Annotated in this window: 18 protein-coding genes and 2 tRNA genes; 10 read left to right on the forward strand and 10 right to left on the reverse strand. The window is 59.2% G+C overall.

Going from position 1 to position 22114, the window contains the following annotated elements; translation table 11 throughout:
- Positions 1-4: 4 nt before the first annotated feature.
- Complete coding sequence (locus KQI84_13190; GenBank protein ID MCB2155832.1) at positions 5-904, reverse strand: hypothetical protein; 900 nt, start codon at positions 902-904, stop codon at positions 5-7.
- Positions 905-1385: 481 nt separating this feature from the next.
- Here KQI84_13190 and KQI84_13195 point away from each other — a divergent pair, with 481 nt between their 5' ends.
- From KQI84_13195 to KQI84_13215, 5 genes are all read left to right on the forward strand, one after another.
- Positions 1386-2354 carry an ABC transporter ATP-binding protein gene (locus tag KQI84_13195; protein MCB2155833.1) on the forward strand — a complete coding sequence of 323 codons (969 nt, stop codon included), beginning with the start codon at positions 1386-1388 and terminating at the stop codon, positions 2352-2354.
- Positions 2351-3085, forward strand: coding sequence for an ABC transporter permease subunit (locus tag KQI84_13200; protein MCB2155834.1), 735 nt, complete (start codon positions 2351-2353; stop codon positions 3083-3085). The genes KQI84_13195 and KQI84_13200 overlap by 4 nt, the downstream gene beginning before the upstream one ends.
- A gap of 15 nt (positions 3086-3100) precedes the next feature.
- A complete protein-coding gene (locus KQI84_13205) occupies positions 3101-5011 on the forward strand; it encodes a Gldg family protein (protein ID MCB2155835.1) in 1911 nt (636 codons plus the stop codon).
- Position 5012: 1 nt separating this feature from the next.
- A complete protein-coding gene (locus KQI84_13210) occupies positions 5013-6434 on the forward strand; it encodes a peptidylprolyl isomerase (protein MCB2155836.1) in 1422 nt (473 codons plus the stop codon).
- Positions 6435-6567: 133 nt separating this feature from the next.
- On the forward strand, positions 6568-7443 hold the full coding sequence (locus KQI84_13215; protein ID MCB2155837.1) for an NAD(P)-dependent oxidoreductase: 876 nt from the start codon (positions 6568-6570) through the stop codon (positions 7441-7443).
- Here KQI84_13215 and KQI84_13220 read toward each other — a convergent pair.
- The 7 genes from KQI84_13220 to KQI84_13250 form a co-directional block, all read right to left on the reverse strand.
- The gene (locus tag KQI84_13220) at positions 7440-8054 is read right to left on the reverse strand and encodes a thiamine phosphate synthase (GenBank protein MCB2155838.1); all 615 of its coding nucleotides are present in this window, start codon (positions 8052-8054) and stop codon (positions 7440-7442) included. The genes KQI84_13215 and KQI84_13220 overlap by 4 nt on opposite strands.
- Complete coding sequence (locus KQI84_13225) at positions 8051-8854, reverse strand: hypothetical protein (GenBank protein ID MCB2155839.1); 804 nt, start codon at positions 8852-8854, stop codon at positions 8051-8053. The genes KQI84_13220 and KQI84_13225 overlap by 4 nt, the downstream gene beginning before the upstream one ends.
- Positions 8851-9972 carry a glycosyltransferase gene (locus tag KQI84_13230; protein ID MCB2155840.1) on the reverse strand — a complete coding sequence of 374 codons (1122 nt, stop codon included), beginning with the start codon at positions 9970-9972 and terminating at the stop codon, positions 8851-8853. Before KQI84_13230 ends, KQI84_13225 begins: the two co-directional genes overlap by 4 nt.
- Entirely contained in the window at positions 9969-10886 is a 918-nt protein-coding gene (locus tag KQI84_13235; protein MCB2155841.1) for a hypothetical protein, read from the reverse strand. Before KQI84_13235 ends, KQI84_13230 begins: the two co-directional genes overlap by 4 nt.
- Before the next feature lie 143 nt (positions 10887-11029).
- Positions 11030-11106 (reverse strand) — tRNA-Met (locus tag KQI84_13240).
- A gap of 51 nt (positions 11107-11157) precedes the next feature.
- A tRNA-Met gene (locus tag KQI84_13245) sits at positions 11158-11233 on the reverse strand.
- A gap of 116 nt (positions 11234-11349) precedes the next feature.
- Complete coding sequence (locus KQI84_13250; protein ID MCB2155842.1) at positions 11350-12336, reverse strand: zinc-binding alcohol dehydrogenase family protein; 987 nt, start codon at positions 12334-12336, stop codon at positions 11350-11352.
- 158 nt (positions 12337-12494) lie between these two features.
- Here KQI84_13250 and KQI84_13255 point away from each other — a divergent pair, with 158 nt between their 5' ends.
- From KQI84_13255 to asnB, 4 genes are read left to right on the forward strand one after another with little or no spacing between them, the layout of a single operon-like run.
- Complete coding sequence (locus KQI84_13255) at positions 12495-13235, forward strand: tetratricopeptide repeat protein (protein ID MCB2155843.1); 741 nt, start codon at positions 12495-12497, stop codon at positions 13233-13235.
- Entirely contained in the window at positions 13232-15079 is a 1848-nt protein-coding gene (locus tag KQI84_13260; GenBank protein MCB2155844.1) for an ABC transporter permease, read from the forward strand. The genes KQI84_13255 and KQI84_13260 overlap by 4 nt, the downstream gene beginning before the upstream one ends.
- Positions 15080-15117: 38 nt before the next feature.
- A complete protein-coding gene (locus KQI84_13265; GenBank protein MCB2155845.1) occupies positions 15118-16050 on the forward strand; it encodes a fumarylacetoacetate hydrolase family protein in 933 nt (310 codons plus the stop codon).
- A 3-nt stretch (positions 16051-16053) separates the two neighbouring features.
- A complete protein-coding gene (gene asnB / locus KQI84_13270; protein MCB2155846.1) occupies positions 16054-17943 on the forward strand; it encodes an asparagine synthase (glutamine-hydrolyzing) in 1890 nt (629 codons plus the stop codon).
- On the opposite strand, the gene KQI84_13275 is transcribed toward asnB, so the two are convergent.
- Together KQI84_13275 and KQI84_13280 are read right to left on the reverse strand one after the other, a co-directional pair.
- Positions 17936-20653 (reverse strand): glycosyltransferase family 39 protein, encoded by a 2718-nt coding sequence (locus KQI84_13275; protein MCB2155847.1) that lies wholly within the window; start codon positions 20651-20653, stop codon positions 17936-17938. The two genes, asnB and KQI84_13275, sit on opposite strands and share 8 nt — an antisense overlap.
- A gap of 3 nt (positions 20654-20656) precedes the next feature.
- Complete coding sequence (locus KQI84_13280; GenBank protein MCB2155848.1) at positions 20657-21454, reverse strand: hypothetical protein; 798 nt, start codon at positions 21452-21454, stop codon at positions 20657-20659.
- Between the two features lie 205 nt (positions 21455-21659).
- Here KQI84_13280 and KQI84_13285 point away from each other — a divergent pair, with 205 nt between their 5' ends.
- Positions 21660-22076, forward strand: a complete 417-nt coding sequence (locus KQI84_13285; GenBank protein MCB2155849.1) for a Rid family detoxifying hydrolase — start codon at positions 21660-21662, stop codon at positions 22074-22076.
- The last annotated feature ends 38 nt before the right edge of the window (positions 22077-22114 follow it).

Genomic DNA, 22114 nt, shown 5'->3' on the forward strand with positions numbered 1-22114 from the left:
GCCGTTACACGTAGGGGTCGTAATCTCCGGCGTTGCCGTAGGGGCTGCTTTGCGGTTGTTGCTGTTGCCGTGGTTGGGCACGTCTTGGGGCCGCGGGGGCTGCAGCCGGGGCATTATTGGTCGCGAACGGGTCGAATCCCCCGCCGTCACCGCCGAATCCGCCGCCCGCGAATGGATCGTCCGCAATCGGAGCTCCGCCCGCACCAGGATCGGCAAACGGATCGGCGACGCCCGCGCCGGCGGCATTCGCTGCCGCGCCGGCAACTGCTGCCCCTGCTGACGAGCCTGGACCCATCTCGCCTGTGATACGGGCCCACGGATAGACCTCGGTCTGTTCCTTTTCCGTCTGCTTGCGATCCAATGATTGTTCCAGCAGCTTCTTCGCGCCCGCATCGGAGGCGCTCGACGATTCGAGGCGCATGTCATGGATGTCCATGACGAGAGAGAGGCCGTCTTTCAGGCGCTGCTCATCGCGGGCACGCAGGCTGTTCTTGCTCTCGCTGACTTTCTGGGACTCGCGCAGCGCACGCGCGCGCTCCTCGGGGCCGAGGCTGGAGTTTGCCAGCAGACGGCGCAGAGCCGTTTCCGCGTAATCGTAATTCTTCAGGGAATCCTCGCCGTAGGTGATCTCCGCCATGTAGCGAGACCACTTCTCGAGGAGGAACTGCAGTTCAATGTGATTGGGAGCCAGCTCGGCGGCGTGAGCCATGTCGTCCACGGCACCTTGATAGTCGATGCGGTCGGCGCGCTCCATGGCGCGGTTGTAGTACGTCACCGAATCCTCGGGTAGCGCCTGGTATTGCTCCGGCGTGAGGACGGCGCCAAGATCCTGGCCCAGCGACGGAGCCGCGAGGCAAAGCAGGGTGACAATAAAGCAGCCGCTCAGGCAGCGAAGTGTTCTCATCGAACGATCCTCCTTGGACAATCCCAACTAGGATGGAGCCACCGGCGAGGGCAACTCAACCGGATTTCATCATTCCCGCGATGGAAAATTCCACCGCGCAAACCCGACACACCGTTAGACAATCGGCCCGAGACAGAAGTTCCGCGATTACTCGGCTCCCACATGGCCATGGGTCATTGTGACACGTCTTTGGGGGGCGACTACCGCCGAGAAGACCAAAAACACCGCGAATCCCGCCGATTGCACGCAAAATCGTCGAAGCAGCCCGCACTTGGCGGCTCGGTATATTTTTTGAATTCCGGGCCGTCTCGGATAATCCTCTCGTTGGCCACAGGACGTCTATTGCGGGGGAATTCCGACTACCGTCCAGAAACAGATTGCCACCCCTGGGCTCGCGGCCGGTGCTTGCGGGATGCCAGGGCGGGCCGCCGGCCGGCGAGAAGACAGATAAGTACCAGAGTTCATGTAAGGAGTAACATCCATGGCAGCGATGGTGGAGTTAAAGGAACTCCGCAAGCGTTTCGGTCCCATCACGGCTGTCGATGGCGTCTCGTTCCAGGTGGACAAGGGCGAAGTCCTTGGTTTCCTGGGCCCCAACGGCGCCGGCAAATCGACAACGATGAAGATGCTGACCTGTTTCCTGGCACCGACGTCGGGAACCGCTTCCGTTTGTGGATTCGACATTCTCGAGAAGCCGACCCAGGTGCGTTCCCGGATCGGTTATCTCCCCGAGGGCGCTCCGGCTTACCCGGATATGACCCCGACCAGCTTCCTGAACTTCATCGCGGAGATCCGCGGCCTGAAGGGGAGCTCAAAGAAGAAGGCCATCGACAGGGTTTGGGAGCTCGTGGACCTGAAGGGCGTCATGCACCAGCCGATCGAGACGCTTTCGAAGGGCTACAAGCGCCGCGTCGGATTGGCACAGGCCATCCTGGCGGATCCGGATGTTCTGATTCTCGACGAGCCCACCGACGGTCTCGATCCGAATCAGAAGCACGAAGTCCGCACCCTCATTAAGGAAATGTCGAAGGACAAGGTCATTATCCTGTCCACGCATATCCTGGAGGAAGTCGAGGCCGTCTGCAGCCGGGCAATCATCATTGCCAAGGGCCGATCGATTTTCGACGGCACGCCTGCAGAGCTGGAGCGGCGCTCCCGCTACCACAATGCCGTGTCGTTGACGATCGAGAAGGGAACGGCTCCCGAAGCAAAGGGGAAGCTCTCGGCGCTCGACAATGTCGACAAGGTCGAGGAGCGGGGCTCCGGCGAAAACGGCACCGTCAGCTTCATGGTTTTCCCGAAGAAGGGAAAGGCGATCCTCGCCGAAATCTCCGCGTTCGCGCTCAAGAATGGCTGGCAACTCGATGAGTTGCATTCGGAAGTTGGCCGACTGGACGAGGTGTTCCGTCAGTTGACTCTCGGGGGCTCGAAGAAGGAGGACCGGAAATGAGTAACATTTGGACGATCTTCAAACGCGAGCTGCGGGGATACTTCGTTACCCCGCTCGCCTACGTCTTCATCGTCATCTTCCTTTTCCTGACGGGTATCTTCACCTTCTACATGGGCAGCTTTTTCCAGCGGGGTCAGGCGGACCTGCAGTCGTTCTTCTCTTTCCATCCCTGGCTCTACCTTTTCCTGATCCCGGCGATCTCCATGCGCCTGTGGGCGGAGGAAAGGAAGCAGGGGACGATCGAGCTGTTGCTGACGCTCCCGGTTTCCATGACTCAGGCCGTGATTGGGAAGTTCCTTTCCGCCTGGATATTCACGGGGATTGCGCTCGTGCTGACCTTCCCAATGTGGATCACGGTGAATTATCTGGGTAACCCAGACAACGGTGTGATCGTAGCAAGTTACATCGGCAGCTTCATCATGGCCGGTGCTTACCTGGCGATCGGCACATGCATCTCCGCGATGACCAAGAATCAGGTGATCGCATTCGTGATCACCGTCGTGACATGCTTGCTGTTCGTGCTGGCCGGCTTCCCGGTCGTGCTGAACTTCTTCCAGGGCTGGGCCCCGGAATACCTGGTCGATGCGATCAGCTCGTTCAGCTTCCTGACGCACTTCAGCTCGATTACGAAGGGTGTGATCGATGTGCGCGACATTATCTACTTCGTGTCGTTGATCGGCTGCTGGCTGTTCGCCAGTGCCATCATCGTCGACATGAAAAAAGGCCAATAAGGGGGAGTATCGAACATGCAAAAAGGACGACTCCTTTCCTGGATCGGTCTCGTTGGTGCGGTGGTTCTTCTGCTGGCGATCAACATTCTCAGCACGGTGACCTTCCGCCAGTACCGTCTCGACTTGACCGAAGATAAACTCTACACTCTTTCCGACGGAACGCGCAATATCATCAATTCCGTAGAAGAGCCCATCCATCTGACCTTGTACTATTCGAAGGGTCTTGCGAGCGGTGCGCCGTCGCTGCGTTCACACGCCCAGCGCGTGCAGGAAATGCTCGAGGAATTCAGCGATCGGGCCGGCGACAAGATCACGCTCGAGGTGGTCGATCCCGCGCCCTTCTCGGAGGAAGAAGATGAGGCCGTTCTCAACGGCTTGCAGGGCGTTCCGATGACGCAGGCGGGCGACAACTTCTTCTTGGGTCTGGTAGGTCGAAATGCGATCGACCAGGTACAGACGATTCCGTTCTTCGATCCGCAGAAGGATCAATTCCTGGAGTATGATGTTGCCGAGTTGGTCTATAACCTGTCGCACCCGGAGCGAAAGGTCTTGGGCGTGATGAGTTCGCTGCCTTTCCTGGGCAACGTAGATGCCTTCGATGTTCTGAAGTCCGAGGCCGAGCGGGAACCGCCCTGGATTATGGCGACTCAACTGCAGCAACTGTTCGACGTCCGAAAGGTGGAAACCACGGCGACCGAAATCGACGACGATATCGATGTGCTGATGGTCATCCATCCAAAGGACCTGAGCGATCAGACGTTGTATGCGATCGATCAGTTTGTGCTGAACGGTGGGCGAGCGATGGTGTTCATCGACGAGCTTTCCGAAATGGATCGCCCGCCATTCGACGAGAACAATCCGTACAACTCGCTTTGGGCGAACAGGACCTCGGACCTGGAACCCTTGCTTTCTACGTGGGGGCTTAGCATGGAGGAAGAGGTTGTTGCTTCCGACATGAAGGGTGCCATGCGCATCCCAACCCGCGACGAATCGGGACGCCAACAAGTGGTGCAGTACCTGCCGTGGTTTGTCTCCACGAAAGACACCATGAATGACAAGGACGTCATCACGGCGGGTCTCGAGAGTGTGATGGTCGCCTCGGCAGGTATCCTTCACAAGATCGACAACACCGATTTGGATATCACGCCGCTGATGACGACGAGTGAGGAGTCCTGGCGGGTTCCGATGAACCTGGTGCAATTCGGTCCGCAGCCTCAGAATATCCTCGATGAGTTCAAAGCGTCCGGGGAGAAGTTCATGATCGCCGCTCGCGTCAGTGGAATCGCGAAATCCGCATACCCGGACGGACCGCCGACAGAGGAGGGCGCAGAACCGACCGAAGAGCAGATGCAGAAGCATGTGCAGAAATCGGACAAGCCTATCAACGTGCTCGTCGTTTCGGATTCCGACATCCTCGCGGACGATTTCTGGGTCCAGAAGCAGAACATGTTTGGTCGCCAGGTGATCATTCCGATGGCCGAGAATTTCTCGTTTGTCGCGAATGCGGCCGAGAACTTCTCGGGTAATAGCGACCTGATCAGCGTGCGTTCGCGTGGCGGCTTCATGCGGCCCTTTGAGCGCGTACAGGAACTGGCGAAGAATGCGGAGTCCAAGTACCGCGAGCAGGTTACGGAACTCGAGAGCAAGCTGAAGGAGACCGAAGACCGCATCAGCGAGATGCAAACCCAGAAGGAAGATGCACAATCGCTGGTCTTGAGTCCCGAGCAGCAGGCGGAAATCGAGAAGTTCCGCGAAGAGCGTGTTCGCATCCGCAAGGAGCTGCGCAAGGTTCAGGCGGAATTGCGCGAAGACATCGAAGCGCTGAACACTCGACTGAAGTTCATCAACATTGGCCTGATCCCCCTGGTGGTTGCCCTCATCGCCGTCGTACTCGGCCTGATCCGAATCAACAGGAGGAGAGTGTGACATGAACAAGAAAGCTATCGGAGTCATCATCGCCATCGCTGCCGTGCTGGCCGTTGCAGCCGTCCTTGCCTTCAACCAGCACCGTGCGTCTCTGGAAGATACCACAGAGTTGCCCGTGTTGTTCGAAGGGATCGTCGATCAGTTGGACGACGTGCAGACGATCGAGATCCAGGACAATGCCGAGACAGTTACGCTCGAGCAGAAGGATGGTAAGTGGGGCGTCGTCAACAAGGGCAACTACACGGCAAGCGATTCGGCACTTCGTCTCCTCTTCGTCGGTCTTGGCGACATGGAAGTCCTGGAGAAGAAGACCAGTAATCCGGATTGGTACGATCGTCTCGGCGTGCAGGATCCAACTGAGGACGATGCCGAATCCGTGAAGGTGACGATGAAGTCTGGCGATGGGTCGACGATTGCCAGTCTGATCGTCGGGAAGCCTCAGCCCGGGGGCGCGCGCGATCGCCTTTACGTTCGCAAACCCGACGACAAGCAATCCTGGCTCGTCCGCAGCCCACTGAAGGCTCCGGGCGGAGTCGACAGTTGGTTGGAGAAGACGATCCTCGACGTGAACAAGGACGATGTCGAATCGGTGACATTGACCGATGAATTCGGCGAGACTGTCGAGCTTGTGCGCAAAGATGGGCATGGCAGCGATTGGGAAATCGCGAACCTGCCGGAGGGCTACGATGCAAATCCGGTGAATGTACTACAGGGACCTGCCGCGTCGCTGGGTGCACTGAAGTTCACCGATGTCGTGCCCGCTTCAGAGATTCCGGATGATGCAACCTCGGAGACAACCATGGTCGCCGAGACGTTCGATGGCGAACGTCTTGTGGCGCACACGTACTATGTCGAAGGGACGCCCCCTCTGTATTACATGACGATCGAGGCCTCCTACGATCCGTCGCTGCGTCCAAAGGATAAGGCTGACGAGGAGAACGCCGACGAGACGAAGGACGAGAATGCATTCAAGCCTCGTCCCGCCGGTGAAGTTCAAAACGAGGTCGAAGAACTGCAGCAGCGTTTCGAGGGCTGGGCCTACCAGGTCCCATCCTGGAAGGCGCAGAATATGCGCAAGAAGCTGAGCGATCTGGCCACGCGTTCTGAGAAAGTGACAGCGAGCCACATTCTCATTTCTTACGAAGGCGCCTCGCGTAGCAGTCAAACACGTACGCGAGACGAAGCACGTGCGAAGGCCGAAGAAATCCTGGCGCGCGTGCAGGAGAATCCCGACGACTTCGCCGAAATCGCGATGGAAGAATCCGACGGGCCAAGCGCTCCGAAGGGTGGTGATCTGGGCGAGTTCGGCCGTGGCCGGATGGCCCCGCCGTTCGAGGCCGCCGCGTTTGCATTGAAGCCGGGCGAAATCTCCGGAATCGTCGAGACGGAATTTGGCTTCCACATCATCAAGAGAACGAAATAAGCGAAGATCATCAAAACCTCCTCTCCTTGCCGGCCCGCGCTCATGCGGGCCGGTTTCTTTGTGAGAGGCCATTCCTCCCTTGCGCCACGCGAGAGCCGCGGCGATTCGTTGCTGCAGAGCTAAAGGAGCCCGAATGACGCGTACGATCGCCATCACTGGAGCCACCGGATTGCTGGGTTCGCACCTGGCAGCAGCTTTCGCTGAGCGTGGCTGGAACGTGCGTGCAGGCGTTCGCCGGCCTCAGACTTATGCGCCCCCAGGAGACGGCGTTTCACCATTTCAGTGCGAGCTTCCGGGCGGGATCGATCCCACCGGCCTGGAAGGCGTCGACGTGCTCCTGCACGCGGCGTACGACACCAAGTTCCGCTCGAAGAAGCAGGCCGTACGTGTGAACTACAACGGCACGCGCGAACTTCTGCGCCTCGCCGACGAAGCGGAGATACCCCGACGCGTCTTCATATCGTCATGCTCCGCGCATCCGCTCGCGCTGAGCTTTTATGGTCGCAGCAAGCTTGCTTTGGAGAAGGAGTTTCGTCGGGACGGCGACTTGATCCTCCGCCCGGGGTTGATTGTCGCCAGTGGGGGACTGTTCGGGCGTATGGCGGACACCGTGCGCAAGAGCCGCATCGTTCCGCTCTTCGATGGTGGAAAGCAAGTCGTGCAGACTATTCACATCGACGATGTCTGCGAAGCAATCGTCCGCGCCGTCGAACGCGACGAGACCGGTCGATTTGTTCTGGCAGAGACCGACGGAATCTCAATGCGCGAGCTGATGCGATTGATGGCAGAGGCGCAGGATCACCGGCCGCTTTTTGTCTCCGTCCCCAGTTTACCCGTTCTAGCTTGTCTGAAGATTGCAGAGATGTTCCGCATTCCATTGCCCGTCTCGTCGGAGAATCTTCTCGGCCTGCGCTCGATGGTTCACCAGGACGCACGACCAAGCCTCGATCGTCTCGGCGTATCCATTCGTCCTGCTCGGGAATCGATTCGCGATATCTTGAGTCGTTAAGCCTGCAGAAACTCCGCCGCCGCTTTCCGCGGAGTTGCCGCGCCGTAGAGACTTCCAATCGCCGCAATACCCACGCAGCCGGCTTGCAAGCATTCGACTGTGTCGCAAGCCCGCAAACCGCCCAGCGCAACAACAGGGAGGGACGTCCCTTTCGCGAGTCGTGCCAATCCCTCGAATCCCAGGGGAGGCAGGCGCGATTCTTTCGATCGCGGCGGATGGATCGGCGAAACGAATGCGTAGTCCGCGTCGCCGCTCTCGGCGGCTGCCAGGTCGTCTTTGTTGTGCGCAGAGACGCCGATTAGGAACGGCGGGGGAGCGATGGATTTCGCTCGTTCAAGCGGCACCGACTGCCAACCCAAATGAACACCATCGGCGCCGGCGGCGAGTGCAACTTCGAGTGATTGGCTCACGAGGAACAACGCGCCCGCCGGGCGACAGACATCGCGCACGCGGCACGCCAATTCGTACAACTCACGCGGTGGCAGATCCTTCTCGCGAAGCAGGATCGCCGTCGCTCCGCCGGCAACCAACTCCGCCGCGATCGTCGCCGGATCGTCCTGCCGCAGCAGGCGATTCGTAATCGCCACCAATCGCAGGCGATCCGCGATCACCGCATCTCTCCCGTATCGAGAAGAATCGACATCGCGGCTGTCACACGCCGATCGATGAAGCGCATCGGATCGCCACGCAGGTCGAGAACGTACTGGTCCGTGATTGTCAGTTTGCGATCGTACTTCCCGAAGACGGTTCCGTCGGGAAACTCGAAGTTGAAGTTCGTTCGCAGCGCTCCCCAAAGCGGCCCGAGTCGACGCCGGAGCAAGGCCAGCCAGAGCGAATCCTCGCGCACGCGCATGATTCTCTGGCCATCCGGCGTTTCGATAAGCCACTCGCGCCGGAGGATGCTCTTGAACGTATTGCGCCGGAAAGTGGCAACCTCGTTACCCATGCAATCGTACAGCGAGTACCGCCGCCAGAAGCCGAGCTTATTGTCCTGCGTGATTGTCAGGATGCGCCAGGATTGCGATTCGCCGGTGAAGACCTCGATGTCGCGATAGGGCGCCATCAGCACCTGCGCCACCGCCAGAATGAAGTTCGTGACGATCAGAATTCCGATCGCAATGGCCGGATTCGTCCCGTGCATGATCATGCGGAAGACATAGAAGAGAATCGCGAGCCGAACGATTCCGACCGCGAGGTTGAGAGCTATATTGATGGCCAGTCGCGGCGGCCGCACGACAAAGAAGCGCGGCTGATTCCACTCGTCCGTCACGTAGTACTTCTGAGCGATCGCCAGGACTTTCTGGCGGATGTGCAGGACATCGTAGCTGAAGATCTGTTGCAGCGCCTGAAGCCAGTAGAGGTCTTCCGGCCGCCATTGCGGGAATTGTGGCTCGTTTTGCTGGTCGGTCATTTTCGGTCTTCCAGGGCGCGGCGATAGAGCGCGTCCGTATCATCGATCAGGGCGTCGAGGCTGAAGCGCAGACCGCGTTTGCGGCAAGCACCCGCGCGCCGCACGAGCGCCTCGCGTCCGGACATCGCTTCGGCCAATTGCGCAACCAACTGCTCGTGGCTGCCGGCCTCATGAATCCAACCGACGGCGGGCGAATCGATCGCTTCCGCGTTGCCGCCAACATCTGCTGCAACAACCGGCTTGCCGCACGCCAGCGCCTCGACGACGGCGTTCGAGAAGCCTTCCTTCGAACTGGAAAGCAGCACGACATCCGCGGCGTTGTAGAGCTCCGGCATATCGTCTCGCGCCCCGAGAAGTCGGAAGCAATCTCCGAGCCCTTCTGCAGGGATGGCCTCGCGCAGGCGATCTTGCATTGGCCCTTTCCCGGCCCAGAACAGCAGCGGATCGGTTCCAACCTTCGCGCGCGCTTCCTTGAAGGCCTGCACCACACCGATCGGGTTCTTGTTGCCGTGAATTCGTGCGGGAACAAGAACCACCAGGCGATCTTTATCAACCCCCAGGGCTTCGCGACCATGGCGACGAAGTTCGGCATCGGGGCGGAATCGTTCCGTATCCGATCCATTGTAGAGAATCGGTGCGCGTTCCGGCGCGATATTGAGTGTCTGCACCACATCGCGTTGCACCGCGCCGGAGACGCAGATTACTCCCGTGCGCCAACGCGTCAGGAAGCGATCCATGCTGCGCTGGCGAGCGCTCTCCCACGTATCGACGTTATGGACCTGCGCGAAGTTCACAGGCACCTTAGCCAGTCGCGCCGCAATGGTTCCGGGCACATTCGAGCGATACATGTGCGTGTGGACGATAGAAGCATTGTGCTGGCGCATGTACGCCGCGAGTTTCCGCAATCCCGCGGGATCGAGTCGCGTGCGCAGCTTAACCAGGTCGACCGGGATACCCGCATCCTGAAGTTCCGGAGCAAGGGCGCCCAGTTCGCGCACGCAGACAAGGCGCACATTATAGCCCCGATCGCGTAGCCGCGGAAGAACGGAAACGAGTCGGCGCTCGATGCCGCCGATCGGCAACCAAGTAATGATGCGAACGAGCGTCGGATTCGTCACTCTTGATCATCCCAGACGAGTAGATTTGATTCGGTGTCGGCGGCGGTCGCGAAGGCCGACAAGCCCTCGAACACGCCAACTACGCTGTTCGCGTCCGGATCGAGCTCCGCGTACGGCGCGCCGATGATCGTGCAGACTTCATCCAGCGTGTAACTTCCCATAATCGGAATCGAGAGCCGCGCGTTGTCGTAATCGTCCATCCTGATCCAGGACAGACGCACAGGCCATTCTTCGAGTTCAGCGGTCGCCGGCCAGTCCTTCAGCGAAGGTGCCATCTCAGAGCGCAGACGCTCCGGCAGCAGATTCCATGGTCCGTCGTATACCAGGTACGCTTCGCCCGGGGCGAGGATTCGCGCCTGCGGATCCGATCCGCCGGTGCGATCCGGCTTCAGCGTTCCCAGGACTTCCTTCACCGTCGTCATCTGCTCCGTGTCGTCCGAGATCAGAACACGGCGTGTGTCGAATTCCACGTGCAGATTCTCGCGTTCCAGGTTCTGGACCAGTCGCTCGAGGTAATTCTGAAAAACGCGTTGGGGCTTTCGAACTGGTGCGACAAGCACCCAGTGTGAGCCTTTGGGAGATTCGAACACCAGGATCGTACCGACCGGGTGCAGGAGAGCCGACAGTCTTTGCAGATCTTCTTCGGGAGCTGGTTCATTGAGCTCTTCTGTGAAGAAGTCCCGCAAGGCCTCCGGCAGCGGACGGTGGCGGAAATACCAGACCCCGTCGGCGCTGGACTTTTCCGCCAACTCCGGCAGGTTATCCGGTGGAAACTCTCGGAGCATCTGATTGGCGATGAAGACCATCACCAGCAGAGAGACGACGAGGAAGAGCCCAAACAACGAGAGGAAGACGCGACGCCGCATCTTGGCGCGCTGCTCCATCAAGTCTGTTCGGTCCTTGGTTAGTCTCATCGAGTGCGTTTCCCTGGGTCGCGATTCTTCCTGACACGACTTCCAGGGGGCGGCCACGGAAAAGTTGGGGCGATGGCTTCCCTTCGCGGCCTTCGTTCCGCATAGAAAAACCCCCACGGTGCGAGACCGTGGGGGCGTTTTCTTGGTGCCGGGGGGCAGACTCGAACTGCCGACCTAGGGGTTATGAGTCCCTCGCTCTAACCACCTGAGCTACCCCGGCAGAGCGCAAAAGCGAGCCCTCGAATTGGTGAGGGCTCGCGACTCGAAAACTTGGTAGCGGGGGCCGGATTCGAACCGACGACCTTTGGGTTATGAGCCCAACGAGCTACCAGCTGCTCCACCCCGCGTCAAATATGTGCTGCCCGGGGCGCGAGCCTCTCGCCCTGAGCGGAGGGAAGCCTATGCAGCACCCCTCCCCGTGTCAAGCCCCCTATGGACCTTTTTTTCCAGGCTCTACGGGGCCTCAGGAGACCTCCACCAGGACCTTGCCCATCGGGCCTTTGTTCAGGTGATCGAAGGCGGCCGGAAGGTCCTCGAAGGGGAAGACCCGATCGATCAGAGGCTTCTTCCCGATGCGCGCCAGGGCCTCTTGAATCTCGCCCCAGGCCTTGTGAGCCTCCTCCGTCGTGTAGTCCGAAACCGCCACCCCGCCGATGCGGACGCGCTTGAATAGAAGCTTGGCGGTATTGAACTTGGGGACTGGGCCACCAAGCATCCCGATCACCGAAATGCACCCGCCATAGCCCATCGTATCGACCACCTGGTTGAACAGCTCGCCGCCGACATTGTCCACGACACGGGCGATCCGAGCCGAGCCGGTCGCCTCGCGGACGTACTTCACGACATCGACCTCGCCCAATAGCAGCACGTCGTCCACGCCGTTGGCTCTCAACTCATCGACCTTGGCGGGATTCCGTGTCGTGCCCAGCACCCGACAGCCCCAGGCCTTTGCCAGATGCGTCGCGGCTCCGCCGACGCCTCCGGAGGCGCCGGTGATCAGGACGTTCGAGCCCTCCGGCAGCGGCCCCCATTGCAGCAGCGCCATGTGCGCCGTCTGGTAAACGAGCGCGGCGGCCGCCGCTTCGCGCGCCACCCAGCCGTCCGGCACCAGTGCCAGACGGTCCGCCGGGACGGTCACGTATTCTGCGAAGGTGCCCCATTCTGTCACACCGGCATCGCCCCGCAGGAGCATCACGTCCTGACCAGGCTGGAAATTCTCGACGTTCGGGCCGACGGCCTCAACCGTCCCAGAACCGTCGCGCCCCAGGATGTGCGGGAACTCCGGCCGAACGGGATAGAGCTTCTTGCTCAGGAAATGATCCGCCGGGTTCAGGGCTGCATAGCGCAGGCGAACCAGCACTTCGCCCTCTGCCGGAACGGGTTGATCGACATCAGAGCGCAGCTCCAGCCCATGGATTCCTTTATAGTCATGCATCAGCCATGCTTTCATCAGCGACTCCTCTCGATTGGCGGTTGTGGACGGCGCGAACGGCGCGGGACGCACTTCGGCCGAGCGTCCAACTAACGGTTGTCACGGCGGCAGCCGATTTGCTTCATTCGGGGGCCGCGGGGGCAGCCCCCCGCGAGCTCTCGCCGCGATGGAGCACCATGGCACGCCGCAAGACTCGATCCTCCCGTTCCACTTCCTCGCGCCCCGACCAGGGCGGCGTCAAGCCGACGGGCTCCGCCACAAAGGCAGTCCCCGTGCGCCGTCAGGCGCGTGGATTCCACCTGTCGAGCAAGACCTGGATCATTATCTACGTCCTGGTCTTCCTCGTCGTCGAGTCCGTGATCGTCTTTGCCTTCGTCGGCTCCGGCGGAGACAGCCGCGTCCGGCGCCAGATCCTGCTGGAGGCCGCCGAACTGCGGGACAACGGCGAGTACAAGGAAGCTGTTGAATTGCTGGAGGACTTCGGCAAGCGCTGGCCGGGCGCTTGGAAGACGCACAATTTCAACCAGCGCATGGGCGAATACTACTACGATGCCGGCGATTATGCTCTGTCCGCCGCCTCGCTGAAGCGCGCCGTCGACCTGGACGGAACGATCTGGGATACGCGGGCCCTGGCCGGGCGGTCGCTCTGGAAACTGGACCAGCGCGAGGAGGCCGTGAAGTACTTTCAGGACGAGCTGCAAAAGGCCAATAAGAACAGCGATATTGCCCACTATTACCTGGGGCAGTGGGCGCTTGCAAACGACCAACCTGTCGCGGCATTCGAGCACTTCCAGGCCATTCAGGACCCGACCCCGTGGGAGAAGGAATTGAAGGATGTGACCGCGAAGTACCACGAGGAGGTGCTGGAGCCCGCCCGTAAGGAGGCCGAGGCTCGCGCCGCCGAATTGCTTCCATGACAGACACACCGACTCTCAATAACACGACTCGGCCTGCGGGGACTGTGGCCCGCCTGGGTTTGCAGGTGCTGGACTGGACTCTTCTCGCGTTGATGCTGGTTGCAGTAGCAGCGATCGCGGATGTCTTGGTGAAGTCCTTTCCGCTGGTCACGGGTTTTTTCCACGGATCGGCCGCAGGCACCCAGTCTGAACCGAGCAGCCTGAAGAGCGACTTGATTACCCTTGGCCGGGCAGCAGTCCGAGCGAGTATCCCCATCGCTATCTGCGCTGTCGGACTGCTGATTCGGCGCCGCTCGGGACTGCCTGCACGTGCAGGCGGACTACTCCTCGACTTGATTCTCTTGCTCCTGATCCTGGCTGCCGGCGTGGCGCTGCTTGACGTGCTTCTCAAGGTCGTCGTCCTTGTGGTCGGCTACTTCCAGCACCCGCCGCAGGAATTGATCGATCGCGGTATCGTGGAGTGGGATCCGAATCGACATCGGAGCGACTGGATTGGCCTGGGACTAACTATCATCGCGGCGATCCTGTTCCTGGGTGTGTACCTGGTTGGGCTCAAGGTTCGGCGCAGGGCGCTGGCGAAGATGCTCGATTCCTCCTTTGAGAGCTTCGTCAGTCGACGGTACCTGATTTCACGTCAGGGCGGCGCGTTAGTCAATCTGGTCACAATCGTCTCGGTGCTTGGCGTGGCCGTCGGTGTGATGGCGTTGATCGTCGTCATCTCCGTCATGAATGGATTCGACCAGACGCTCGTGAAGCGCATGATGGGTGTCTTTGCGCATGTGGAGGTGTGGCCCTATCCGTATGCGCAGGAAGACGATCGCTACTTCAACATGGCGCAATACAATGAGATCGAGAAGGCCGCACTCAGCATCGAAGGCGTCGATGGCGTGGCGCCGATGATGAGCCTGCAGACCTTCTTTCAGGCGAACACTGGCATCAGTGAGAACAAGGTCGGCGCGATGTTGCGCGGCCTGGATGTTGAGAAGGAACAGCACGTCACGCGCCTGACGGATGAGGATACGATCATCTCCGGGACAAACGATCCCGGCTTGCGCGAGATCGTGATCGGCAGCGAGCTGGCGCGAAAGCTCCAGGTCAGTGTCGGCGACAAGGTCTACGCGCTCGGCAAGGTCATTACAACCGCGCGCGGACCTACACCGAAGATCTCGGGACTGAAAGTCGTCGGGGTCTTCAAGAGTGGTTTGTACGACGTCGACTCGAACTTCGCTTACACGTCGCTGGAGACGGCGCAGGCGCTGTCGTTGCACGACGGGAAGATTTCTTCGATCCACATCGCCGTTGACGATCCGGACCACAGCCGCCAGATCGCCCGCGAGATTGCGCAGCGGCTGCCACCGCAGTATTACGTGCGCACATGGCAGGACATCAATCCGGAGTTCTTTGCAGCGCTTTGGATTGAGAAGGTGGCGATGTTCATCATTCTGCTGCTGATCGTGCTCGTCGCGTCCTTTAACATCATCGGAACGCTGATTATGGTCGTGACGCAAAAGACCCGAGAGATCGGCATTCTAAAAAGCATGGGTGCTACCAATACGATGATCCTGCGCATCTTCCTGATGCACGGGACGCTGATTGGTCTTGTTGGAACTTCGCTTGGAACCGCCTGTGGTTTGTGGCTGTGCCGGTTCGTGGAGTACGACATCCAGTTGATCTTCAACATGCCGGCCGCGGTTTATGGAATGGATCGTCTGCCGGTAGTAATCCAGCCAGGCATTATCTTGTTCCTGGCGCTGTGTTCGCTGGCGATTTGTATGGTGGCCGGCATTATCCCGGCGTTCCGCGCTTCGCGGATGAATCCGGTGGAAGCCTTGCGCTACGATTGACGCCAAACGCGTCTGAAACTCCCTGGAGGTCGTGAGTCATGCGGTTATGTACCGTTTCCGTCGATGGGTTGGATCCATTCTTTGGCATCGAACTGAAGGGCCGTGTTCTGCGAATTGCTGCTGCTGCGGAGGCGTTCAAGCTTCGCCCTTCACAACGTGCGGCGTTGGCCGACATGACGAGTTACTTGCACGCGGTACCGGGTTCGGAGCGAACGTTGCGCAGTTTGCTGAAGAAGATCGCGGATGAGCCGAAGAACATCGCCGGCAAGGCCGAAGACGGATTCGCGTTTCTCTTCGATCGGTCCGGTCTGACCTATCATCCTCCCGTTCCATCGCCGCAGAAGGTGCTTTGTGTCGGTCTGAATTACAAAGATCACTGCGAAGAACAGAACAAGCCGATCCCAAAGATTCCGATCATTTTCAATAAGTTCCCGACTTCGCTGATCGGACATGAGGCGGAGATTCCGCTGCCCCTGAAGATCGACGAGAAGATTGATTACGAAGCGGAATTGGCCTTCGTGATCGGCAAGCGCGCGAAAAACGTGAAGAAGCGCAGCGCCCTCTCTCACGTCGCCGGCTACATGATTTTGAACGACGTGTCCGCGCGTTCATTGCAATGGGCAGAGAAGCAATGGTCCCGGGCCAAAGGCTTCGACGGTTCCGGTCCGTGCGGGCCCGTGCTCGTGACACCGGACGAGGTTAAGGACCCGCACGCGCTCAGCATTTGCTGTCGCTTGAATGGTAAGGTCATGCAGAAGTCGAATACAAAGCACCTTGTCTTCAAGGTCCAGGACCTGATTCAGCACATCACGCAAGTAATTACGCTCGAACCCGGCGATATCGTTTCCACCGGCACGCCCGGCGGTGTCGGCGTTTATCGCGAGCCGCAGATTTTTATGAAGCCCGGCGATACCGTTGAAGTAGAAATCGAAGGGCTTGGGAAACTCATCAACAAGTGCGGGACGGCCTGAAAGATGTGCGGAATCGTCGGCTACTGGCGGCTGGATGGCGCGCCGGCGGATTCCGAACTCATCCGGCGGATGACCGACCAGATTGCGCATCGAGGTCCCGACGGGGATGGTCACTTCGTCGACGGGCCACTTGCTCTTGGGCACCGTCGGCTGGCGATTATCGACATCGCAGGTAGTCCTCAGCCCATGACGACCGTCGACGAACGGTACGTCATCACGTTCAACGGCGAGATCTATAATTACCACGAACTGCGCGAGGAGTTGATCGCGCGCGGCCGGAAATTCGCAACGCGCGGTGACACGGAAATAATCCTGGCGGCCTACGCGGAGTGGGGCAGCGATTTTGTCCGCCGGCTGCGTGGGATGTTCGCATTCGCTATTTGGGATAAAGCTGAACGCCGGCTTTTTATGGCGCGCGATCGCGTGGGCAAGAAGCCGCTCTTCTACATTTTCTCGCCAACGCTTGTTGCCTTTGCCAGCGAAATGAAAGCGCTGCTTCCCCTGCCCGACTTCGACAAGGCAATCGACGAGCAGGCACTCTACGATTACCTGACTTTGCAGTACGTTCCTGATCCGGCGACGATCTTCCGTAGCGTTCGCAAGCTGGAACCCGGCCATTGGCTGCAGGTCGATGCGAATGGCACGGCCAGCTCGCAGCGCTATTGGAAATTGGACTACGCGGACGCGCCGGAATCGCTTTCCGAAAAGGAATGGGAGGAACGCACAGAAGCAGCGATTGATGAGGCCGTTCGTGTGCGGCTCGAAAGCGAAGTGCCGCTCGGAATTCACCTGTCTGGCGGAATCGATTCGAGCGCCGTGGTGGCCTTTGCGCGCCGACACGTCACCGGGAAGCTGCGAACCTTCAGCATTGGATTCCGCGAGCAGGGGTTTGATGAAACCCCCTACGCTCGTACTGTCGCAGAGCGTTTTGAAACAGATCACGAGGAGTTTGTAGTCGAGTCCGAAGCACTTGATATCCTGCCGGATCTCGTTTGGCACTTCGATGAGCCATTCGCGGACATGGCCGCCCTGCCGACCTGGTTCTTGTCGAAGATGACAAGGCAGCACGTGACCGTGGCACTCAACGGCGATGGCGGGGACGAGAGCTTTGCCGGTTACGAACGCCATCGCGGCCGTGGCGATGTAAACTCCATGCGCAATCTGCCGGCACCGATCCGACACAAGATACTGCCTCCTCTGACCAACATGATCGGCAAGACATTCCGCGGTTCGGCACGGGCAGAGGAAGTTGCTTACCTGGGCGAACTGTTGGCCGCGCCGGATGGACGATACTACACGCAGTATCTGACGATCATGCGCCGCTATCAGAAGCGTCAGCTTCTGCAGCCGGATGTGATGGCGCGCATCGCCGAGAAGAACTCTGGCCGATTCATGGAACACTATTATAACGAGCCCGGCATCCCATCGGATGTCGAGCGGCGGATGAATTGCGATGCGCACACTTACTTGCCAGGCGCGCTGCTTCCAAAGGTCGATCACACAACGATGGCTTTTGGATTGGAGGCGAGATCGCCGTTTCTCGATCATCACCTGATGGACCATGCTGCATCGATTCCGGCATCGATCAAGTTCGGAAATGTGGAACTGAAGCGACACCTGAAACGTGTCCTGCGCGGGATCATTCCGGACGAAGTGATGGACCGCCCAAAGAAGGGTTTCTCAGTGCCGCTTGGCGTTTGGCTAAAGGGCGAAACAGAAAAGATCGTGCACGAGATGCTGCTCGCCGATGATGCGCGCAGCCGCGCATACTTTCAGCCGGAAGCGATCGAGCGCTTGCTGCGTTTTCACCTGCAGGGCAAGCAACGCAACGCACACAGGCTCTGGATACTCATTGTGTTTGAGATGTGGATGCGTCGTTTTCTGGTTAGTTGAAACGATACAGCTCCGCGCCGCCCGCTTCGTCGACTTTCTTCAGATAGCCTTTTGTAATTAGCTCATCCAATCCGACCTTCTGGTTGATTGGGTGATTCTTCTCATTTGGGATTCGAAGGTAATACTGGATCCCTCGGTTCTTGAAGAAATCCAATTTCTCCTTCGCCGTATTCATGCTGTAGGTTTTCTGAACATCCCAGTCGTCCAGGTGGACCAACTCGATCGACGGATCGAAGAGTAGATGGCGATTCTCATGTGTGAGAAGGGGCTGGCCTTTGGCGAGTCGATTAACATCCTGCCAGATGTCAACTTCGTCGCCAAAGCGCAGCTTATAGACGATCTCCGCCGGCATTCCTGGATTGCGGAAAACATCGAGGTTGCTTGCCACAAACGTCTGTCCGGAAACCATGCCCCCGCCCGGAATCTTGAATCCCATCAGGGACATTGCGAGGCCTGGAACAACTGCCGCCACGATGATTAGCACCATGCCGCTCGCCTGGATCACGCGTTCAATTCGCCGCGGAGCACTGAACCAAATTGCAAACGGACATGCTCCGATAATTGCCAAGGCGGGCAGCCAGGAAATCACCTGATACAAGTAAAAATCTCCGAGCAAGTAGTGAAAGCCCAAATAGCAGATCGCTGTCGCGATCGTTGTCGTTAGTGTGACTTCGAGAATCGGCTGAGAGAGTCCATTCATTTGTCCTTCGAGCATGCTGCGCCGGAAGAACATTTGTAAGAATCCAAGCAGCAGACCGGAAAGGCAGAAGCCCATCACCAGCGGCGACATTTTGTAGGCGTGCGGATTGATCAATAGCCGAACCTGCTGATCGAACAGGTTTCTCATTGTATTGTCTTCTGCGGTCAGTCCTTTTCGTGTGACCAAAGAGAGGTAGTACAATCTATCCAGCCAAAGGCCGACTTGCGGCGCGCCTGTGTCGATGTAGCGGAAAGTTTCATAGCCCTGCCAGAAGAACCAGCTCGCCTGCAGCTTGTTCTTCAATGTCGATTCGCGTTGGAAATCCTCATCGTAAATACTGCGAGGGGTGCGGTCATTGTTGACATCTGCAAAGATCTCCGCGGCCTGGCCTATCCCGTCGCCGTTGCGGAACCACTCGAGTTCCGCGCTCTTCAGAACCTCCGGGTTGATATGAACGCTGGATTTGAAGATTTGCGGAAAGAACGCATACACAGGATTGCCGGTGAGCGTCCAATTGCGCACGTACCACGTGCTGCCTGCCATCATGCAGACCAGAAGAATAATCCAAAATGCCTTCGAAAGAAAGATCGGCCGGAAGCCTCGGTCATCCCCGGCGGATTGTTCGAAGTCGGCCAGTTCGAGGGATTGCTCGCCGGATTGGAGTCCGTCTTCTTCCAAGTGCGGGCTGCGAACTTCGTACATGTCGCTCGCGTCGATGCGGACTTCTTCCACGAGCGACCATGCTTCTTCGCGCTTGCGTGATCGGATAGAGAGCAGCAGGGCAATCGCCCAGGGGAACCATAGAATCCCCATCAGGTAATTCAAGTGCATCGCCGCCGCCGGCAGAAATGACAAAACGGCAAATGCTCCCGGCAATCGTGTCTTGGCAAAATACGCCGTTGCATACAGGAAAGCAGCAACGAACAGAATCGTCAGAATATAGTCCGACGCGTACATGGAGTAAGCGATGCCGAGTGGCGTGAGTCGAAACAGCAGCGCCCCCGCCATCGCAACGGACCGCCGCCCCCAGATCAACAACAGCACGTCGTAGACGAACATCATCGAAACGGTTGCCGCAACCGGCGCCAGCAATCGTTGGTACAGATCCGACCAACCCCCGAACATGGTACTCGCTACGGCACCGTACGTGGAATACAAGTGCGGATAATTCGCGCCGAGGCCGATCCCAACCTGCGCCGTTGCCTTGAATGGGAACGCGTGCTGCAGGAATGTCATCCTGCCATAGCCAAGATACAGAATCAGCGAATCCCAATATGTCTCGGGATAGAACAGTGCGTACCAGAAGATCGGGAGGGAAATCGCGACAAGCAGCACGAGCCCTGTCCACCAGAAGACGTGATCGAGCGAGTTCGACCTGTGAAGCTCCTGGTTCATTGGCGCGATGCGATTCCAACGCGAACGGTCGGCGCGTGTGGGATCGTCCAACGCCTGGACCCAGTTGTCGCTCTTCGGTTCGGGTTTCTTCCACCAGCGCCACACCGCGCGGCGTCGGCGGTCGAGCAGAAGCGCCGCGCCGATCATGACAACCCACGCCGTCCAAACGACCGGAAGGTACAGCGCATGCGCTATGGTGATCAGTTCAAAGACCACTCCGGAGACACCGAGCCCGATCGTCAGGCCCATTGCGAGTTCCATCCGCGGTCGCAGCCATACATCCAGAGCGCGCAGGATCAGAACGCCAAGGAGTGTCGTCAGAGCGATCACGAACACGGCAGCCAGAAACGTCAGCGGCGGCGTGTAGCGGAGGGAGAAACTCCAGTCGGTATGCAGCAAGCCGGAGAACACACCCATCGGGCGATTCTCATCGCCTTGAAAGAGTCCGGTATTCGTGCGCAGGAAGTAAGCGACTTCCAGGAACGCCCAACCAAGTGCTAGAAGGCCGAGCAAACGCAGTGCGCCCGCCCAGAATTGCGGACCGGTCAGCGACTGGCGCTCCGACCGGGGGGCGGGCGTCTCGTTCTGCGTTTCTGTTTCTTTGCTCGAACTCATGGGCTACAGATTCAGGCTCTGCATAAATCTATCCATCATCTGGGGATCGTTGATGGCCACGATAATATTCAAGGCACCCCACACGAGCGACATAATAATCAATGCAAAGCCGAGGTAGAACATCACATCGGCGAAGGTGTCGGATTCGCCACGGGCACGTGCCTGTTTCCGCGGCTCGCTGGCCAGCACGGTCGACATGATTCCGGAAACAAGCGTGATTGGCCAGCAGCAGCACATCACAATGAAACCGATGATGGCTCCCACCAGGGCGATGGTCAGCTTGGTCTGGTCCTCGGGTCGACGGCCGGAGGGCTGCTGGGGAGCAGGTCCATACCCGTATCCCTGCTGTCCATACCCTTGCTGGCCATATCCCTGCTGCTGTCCGTAGGCGCCCTGGCCGCAGTTCTGATCGGGCTGCGTGTATGGGGGCCCCGCCAGCGGTCCCTGTTGGTATCCCGGGTATTGCTGCTGCCCCTGGTCCTGTGGCGGAGGGGGGCCATAGTCGGGAGGCGGGCCGTAGCCCTGACCCTGGCCGAAGTCCTGCGGCGCCGGAGGCGGCTGGGCCGGGCCGATCGGCGGCGGACCCATCAACGGACCTGGCTCAGGTTGGGGTGACGGCGGCGCCTGATCCGGCAGGGGAGGAGGCATGGCCGATTGAGGTTCTTCGCCCGGCTGCTGATCGACGCCGTACACCGGCTGCCCGTTCCCGGGGCGCTCCCAGGTCAGGCCTTCATCTTCGTGGCTGTTCTCCTGGCCATTGTTCTCAGGATCTTGATCGGGAGGGAACTTGTCGTCGGTCATGGGCCTGTCCTGGCGGTGAATTTGCAGCCATTAACCCGGCCAAGGCGCCGGAGTGAAAGGGAAATCGGTCCCCGCCGCTCGCGGTCGCCTAATCTCCGCCCCGGCGCAAAGCCTGCTTGCCCCATCGCGGGGCTCCGCCTAAACAAGAGGAGCACATTTTATTCGCTCGCCGGGGGCAGACCTCCCGAGGAGGAAAGGACCGATCATGTCTGAGAAAGTATCCATTTGGGCCGAGAACGCCCCGAAGGCCTTTGGCCACTACTGCCAGGCGATCAAGATGGGTAACCAGATCCATATGTCCGGGCAACTGCCTCTCGATCCCGCCACGGGAAAGCCGACCGGCGGCGATATCAAAGCGCAGACCAAGCAGGTCTTCGACAATATGACGGCGATCCTCCAAGCCTGCGGTGCCCAGCTCTCCCACATCCTCAGCACGCGTGTCTATCTGGTGGATCTGCGAGACTTTCCGGCATTCGACGAGGTCTCGAAGGAGTACTTCTACTTCCTGCCGCCGGCCCGCACGACCTTGGCCGTCCCGGCTCTTCCGGGCGGCTGCCGAGTATGCGTCGAGGCCGTCGCAGAGATGCCTCCGGTCGAGAAGCAAGGGCCCAGCATGATTTAGCGGGTAGGCCCGTTCTCCAAAAAAACTGTCGCCCCGCG

This window comes from bacterium (genome assembly GCA_020444065.1).
In the GTDB taxonomy this organism is placed as follows: domain Bacteria; phylum Sumerlaeota; class Sumerlaeia; order SLMS01; family JAHLLQ01; genus JAHLLQ01.

Coding starts and splice junctions, on each gene's coding strand:
- KQI84_13190 (MCB2155832.1), bottom strand. CDS start 904: ATGAGAACACTTCGCTGCCTGAGCGGCTGCTTTATTGTCACCCTGCTT.
- KQI84_13195 (MCB2155833.1), top strand. CDS start 1,386: ATGGCAGCGATGGTGGAGTTAAAGGAACTCCGCAAGCGTTTCGGTCCC.
- KQI84_13200 (MCB2155834.1), top strand. CDS start 2,351: ATGAGTAACATTTGGACGATCTTCAAACGCGAGCTGCGGGGATACTTC.
- KQI84_13205 (MCB2155835.1), top strand. CDS start 3,101: ATGCAAAAAGGACGACTCCTTTCCTGGATCGGTCTCGTTGGTGCGGTG.
- KQI84_13210 (MCB2155836.1), top strand. CDS start 5,013: ATGAACAAGAAAGCTATCGGAGTCATCATCGCCATCGCTGCCGTGCTG.
- KQI84_13215 (MCB2155837.1), top strand. CDS start 6,568: ATGACGCGTACGATCGCCATCACTGGAGCCACCGGATTGCTGGGTTCG.
- KQI84_13225 (MCB2155839.1), bottom strand. CDS start 8,854: ATGACCGACCAGCAAAACGAGCCACAATTCCCGCAATGGCGGCCGGAA.
- KQI84_13235 (MCB2155841.1), bottom strand. CDS start 10,886: ATGAGACTAACCAAGGACCGAACAGACTTGATGGAGCAGCGCGCCAAG.
- KQI84_13250 (MCB2155842.1), bottom strand. CDS start 12,336: ATGAAAGCATGGCTGATGCATGACTATAAAGGAATCCATGGGCTGGAG.
- KQI84_13255 (MCB2155843.1), top strand. CDS start 12,495: ATGGCACGCCGCAAGACTCGATCCTCCCGTTCCACTTCCTCGCGCCCC.
- KQI84_13260 (MCB2155844.1), top strand. CDS start 13,232: ATGACAGACACACCGACTCTCAATAACACGACTCGGCCTGCGGGGACT.
- KQI84_13265 (MCB2155845.1), top strand. CDS start 15,118: ATGCGGTTATGTACCGTTTCCGTCGATGGGTTGGATCCATTCTTTGGC.
- asnB (MCB2155846.1), top strand. CDS start 16,054: ATGTGCGGAATCGTCGGCTACTGGCGGCTGGATGGCGCGCCGGCGGAT.
- KQI84_13275 (MCB2155847.1), bottom strand. CDS start 20,653: ATGAGTTCGAGCAAAGAAACAGAAACGCAGAACGAGACGCCCGCCCCC.
- KQI84_13280 (MCB2155848.1), bottom strand. CDS start 21,454: ATGACCGACGACAAGTTCCCTCCCGATCAAGATCCTGAGAACAATGGC.
- KQI84_13285 (MCB2155849.1), top strand. CDS start 21,660: ATGTCTGAGAAAGTATCCATTTGGGCCGAGAACGCCCCGAAGGCCTTT.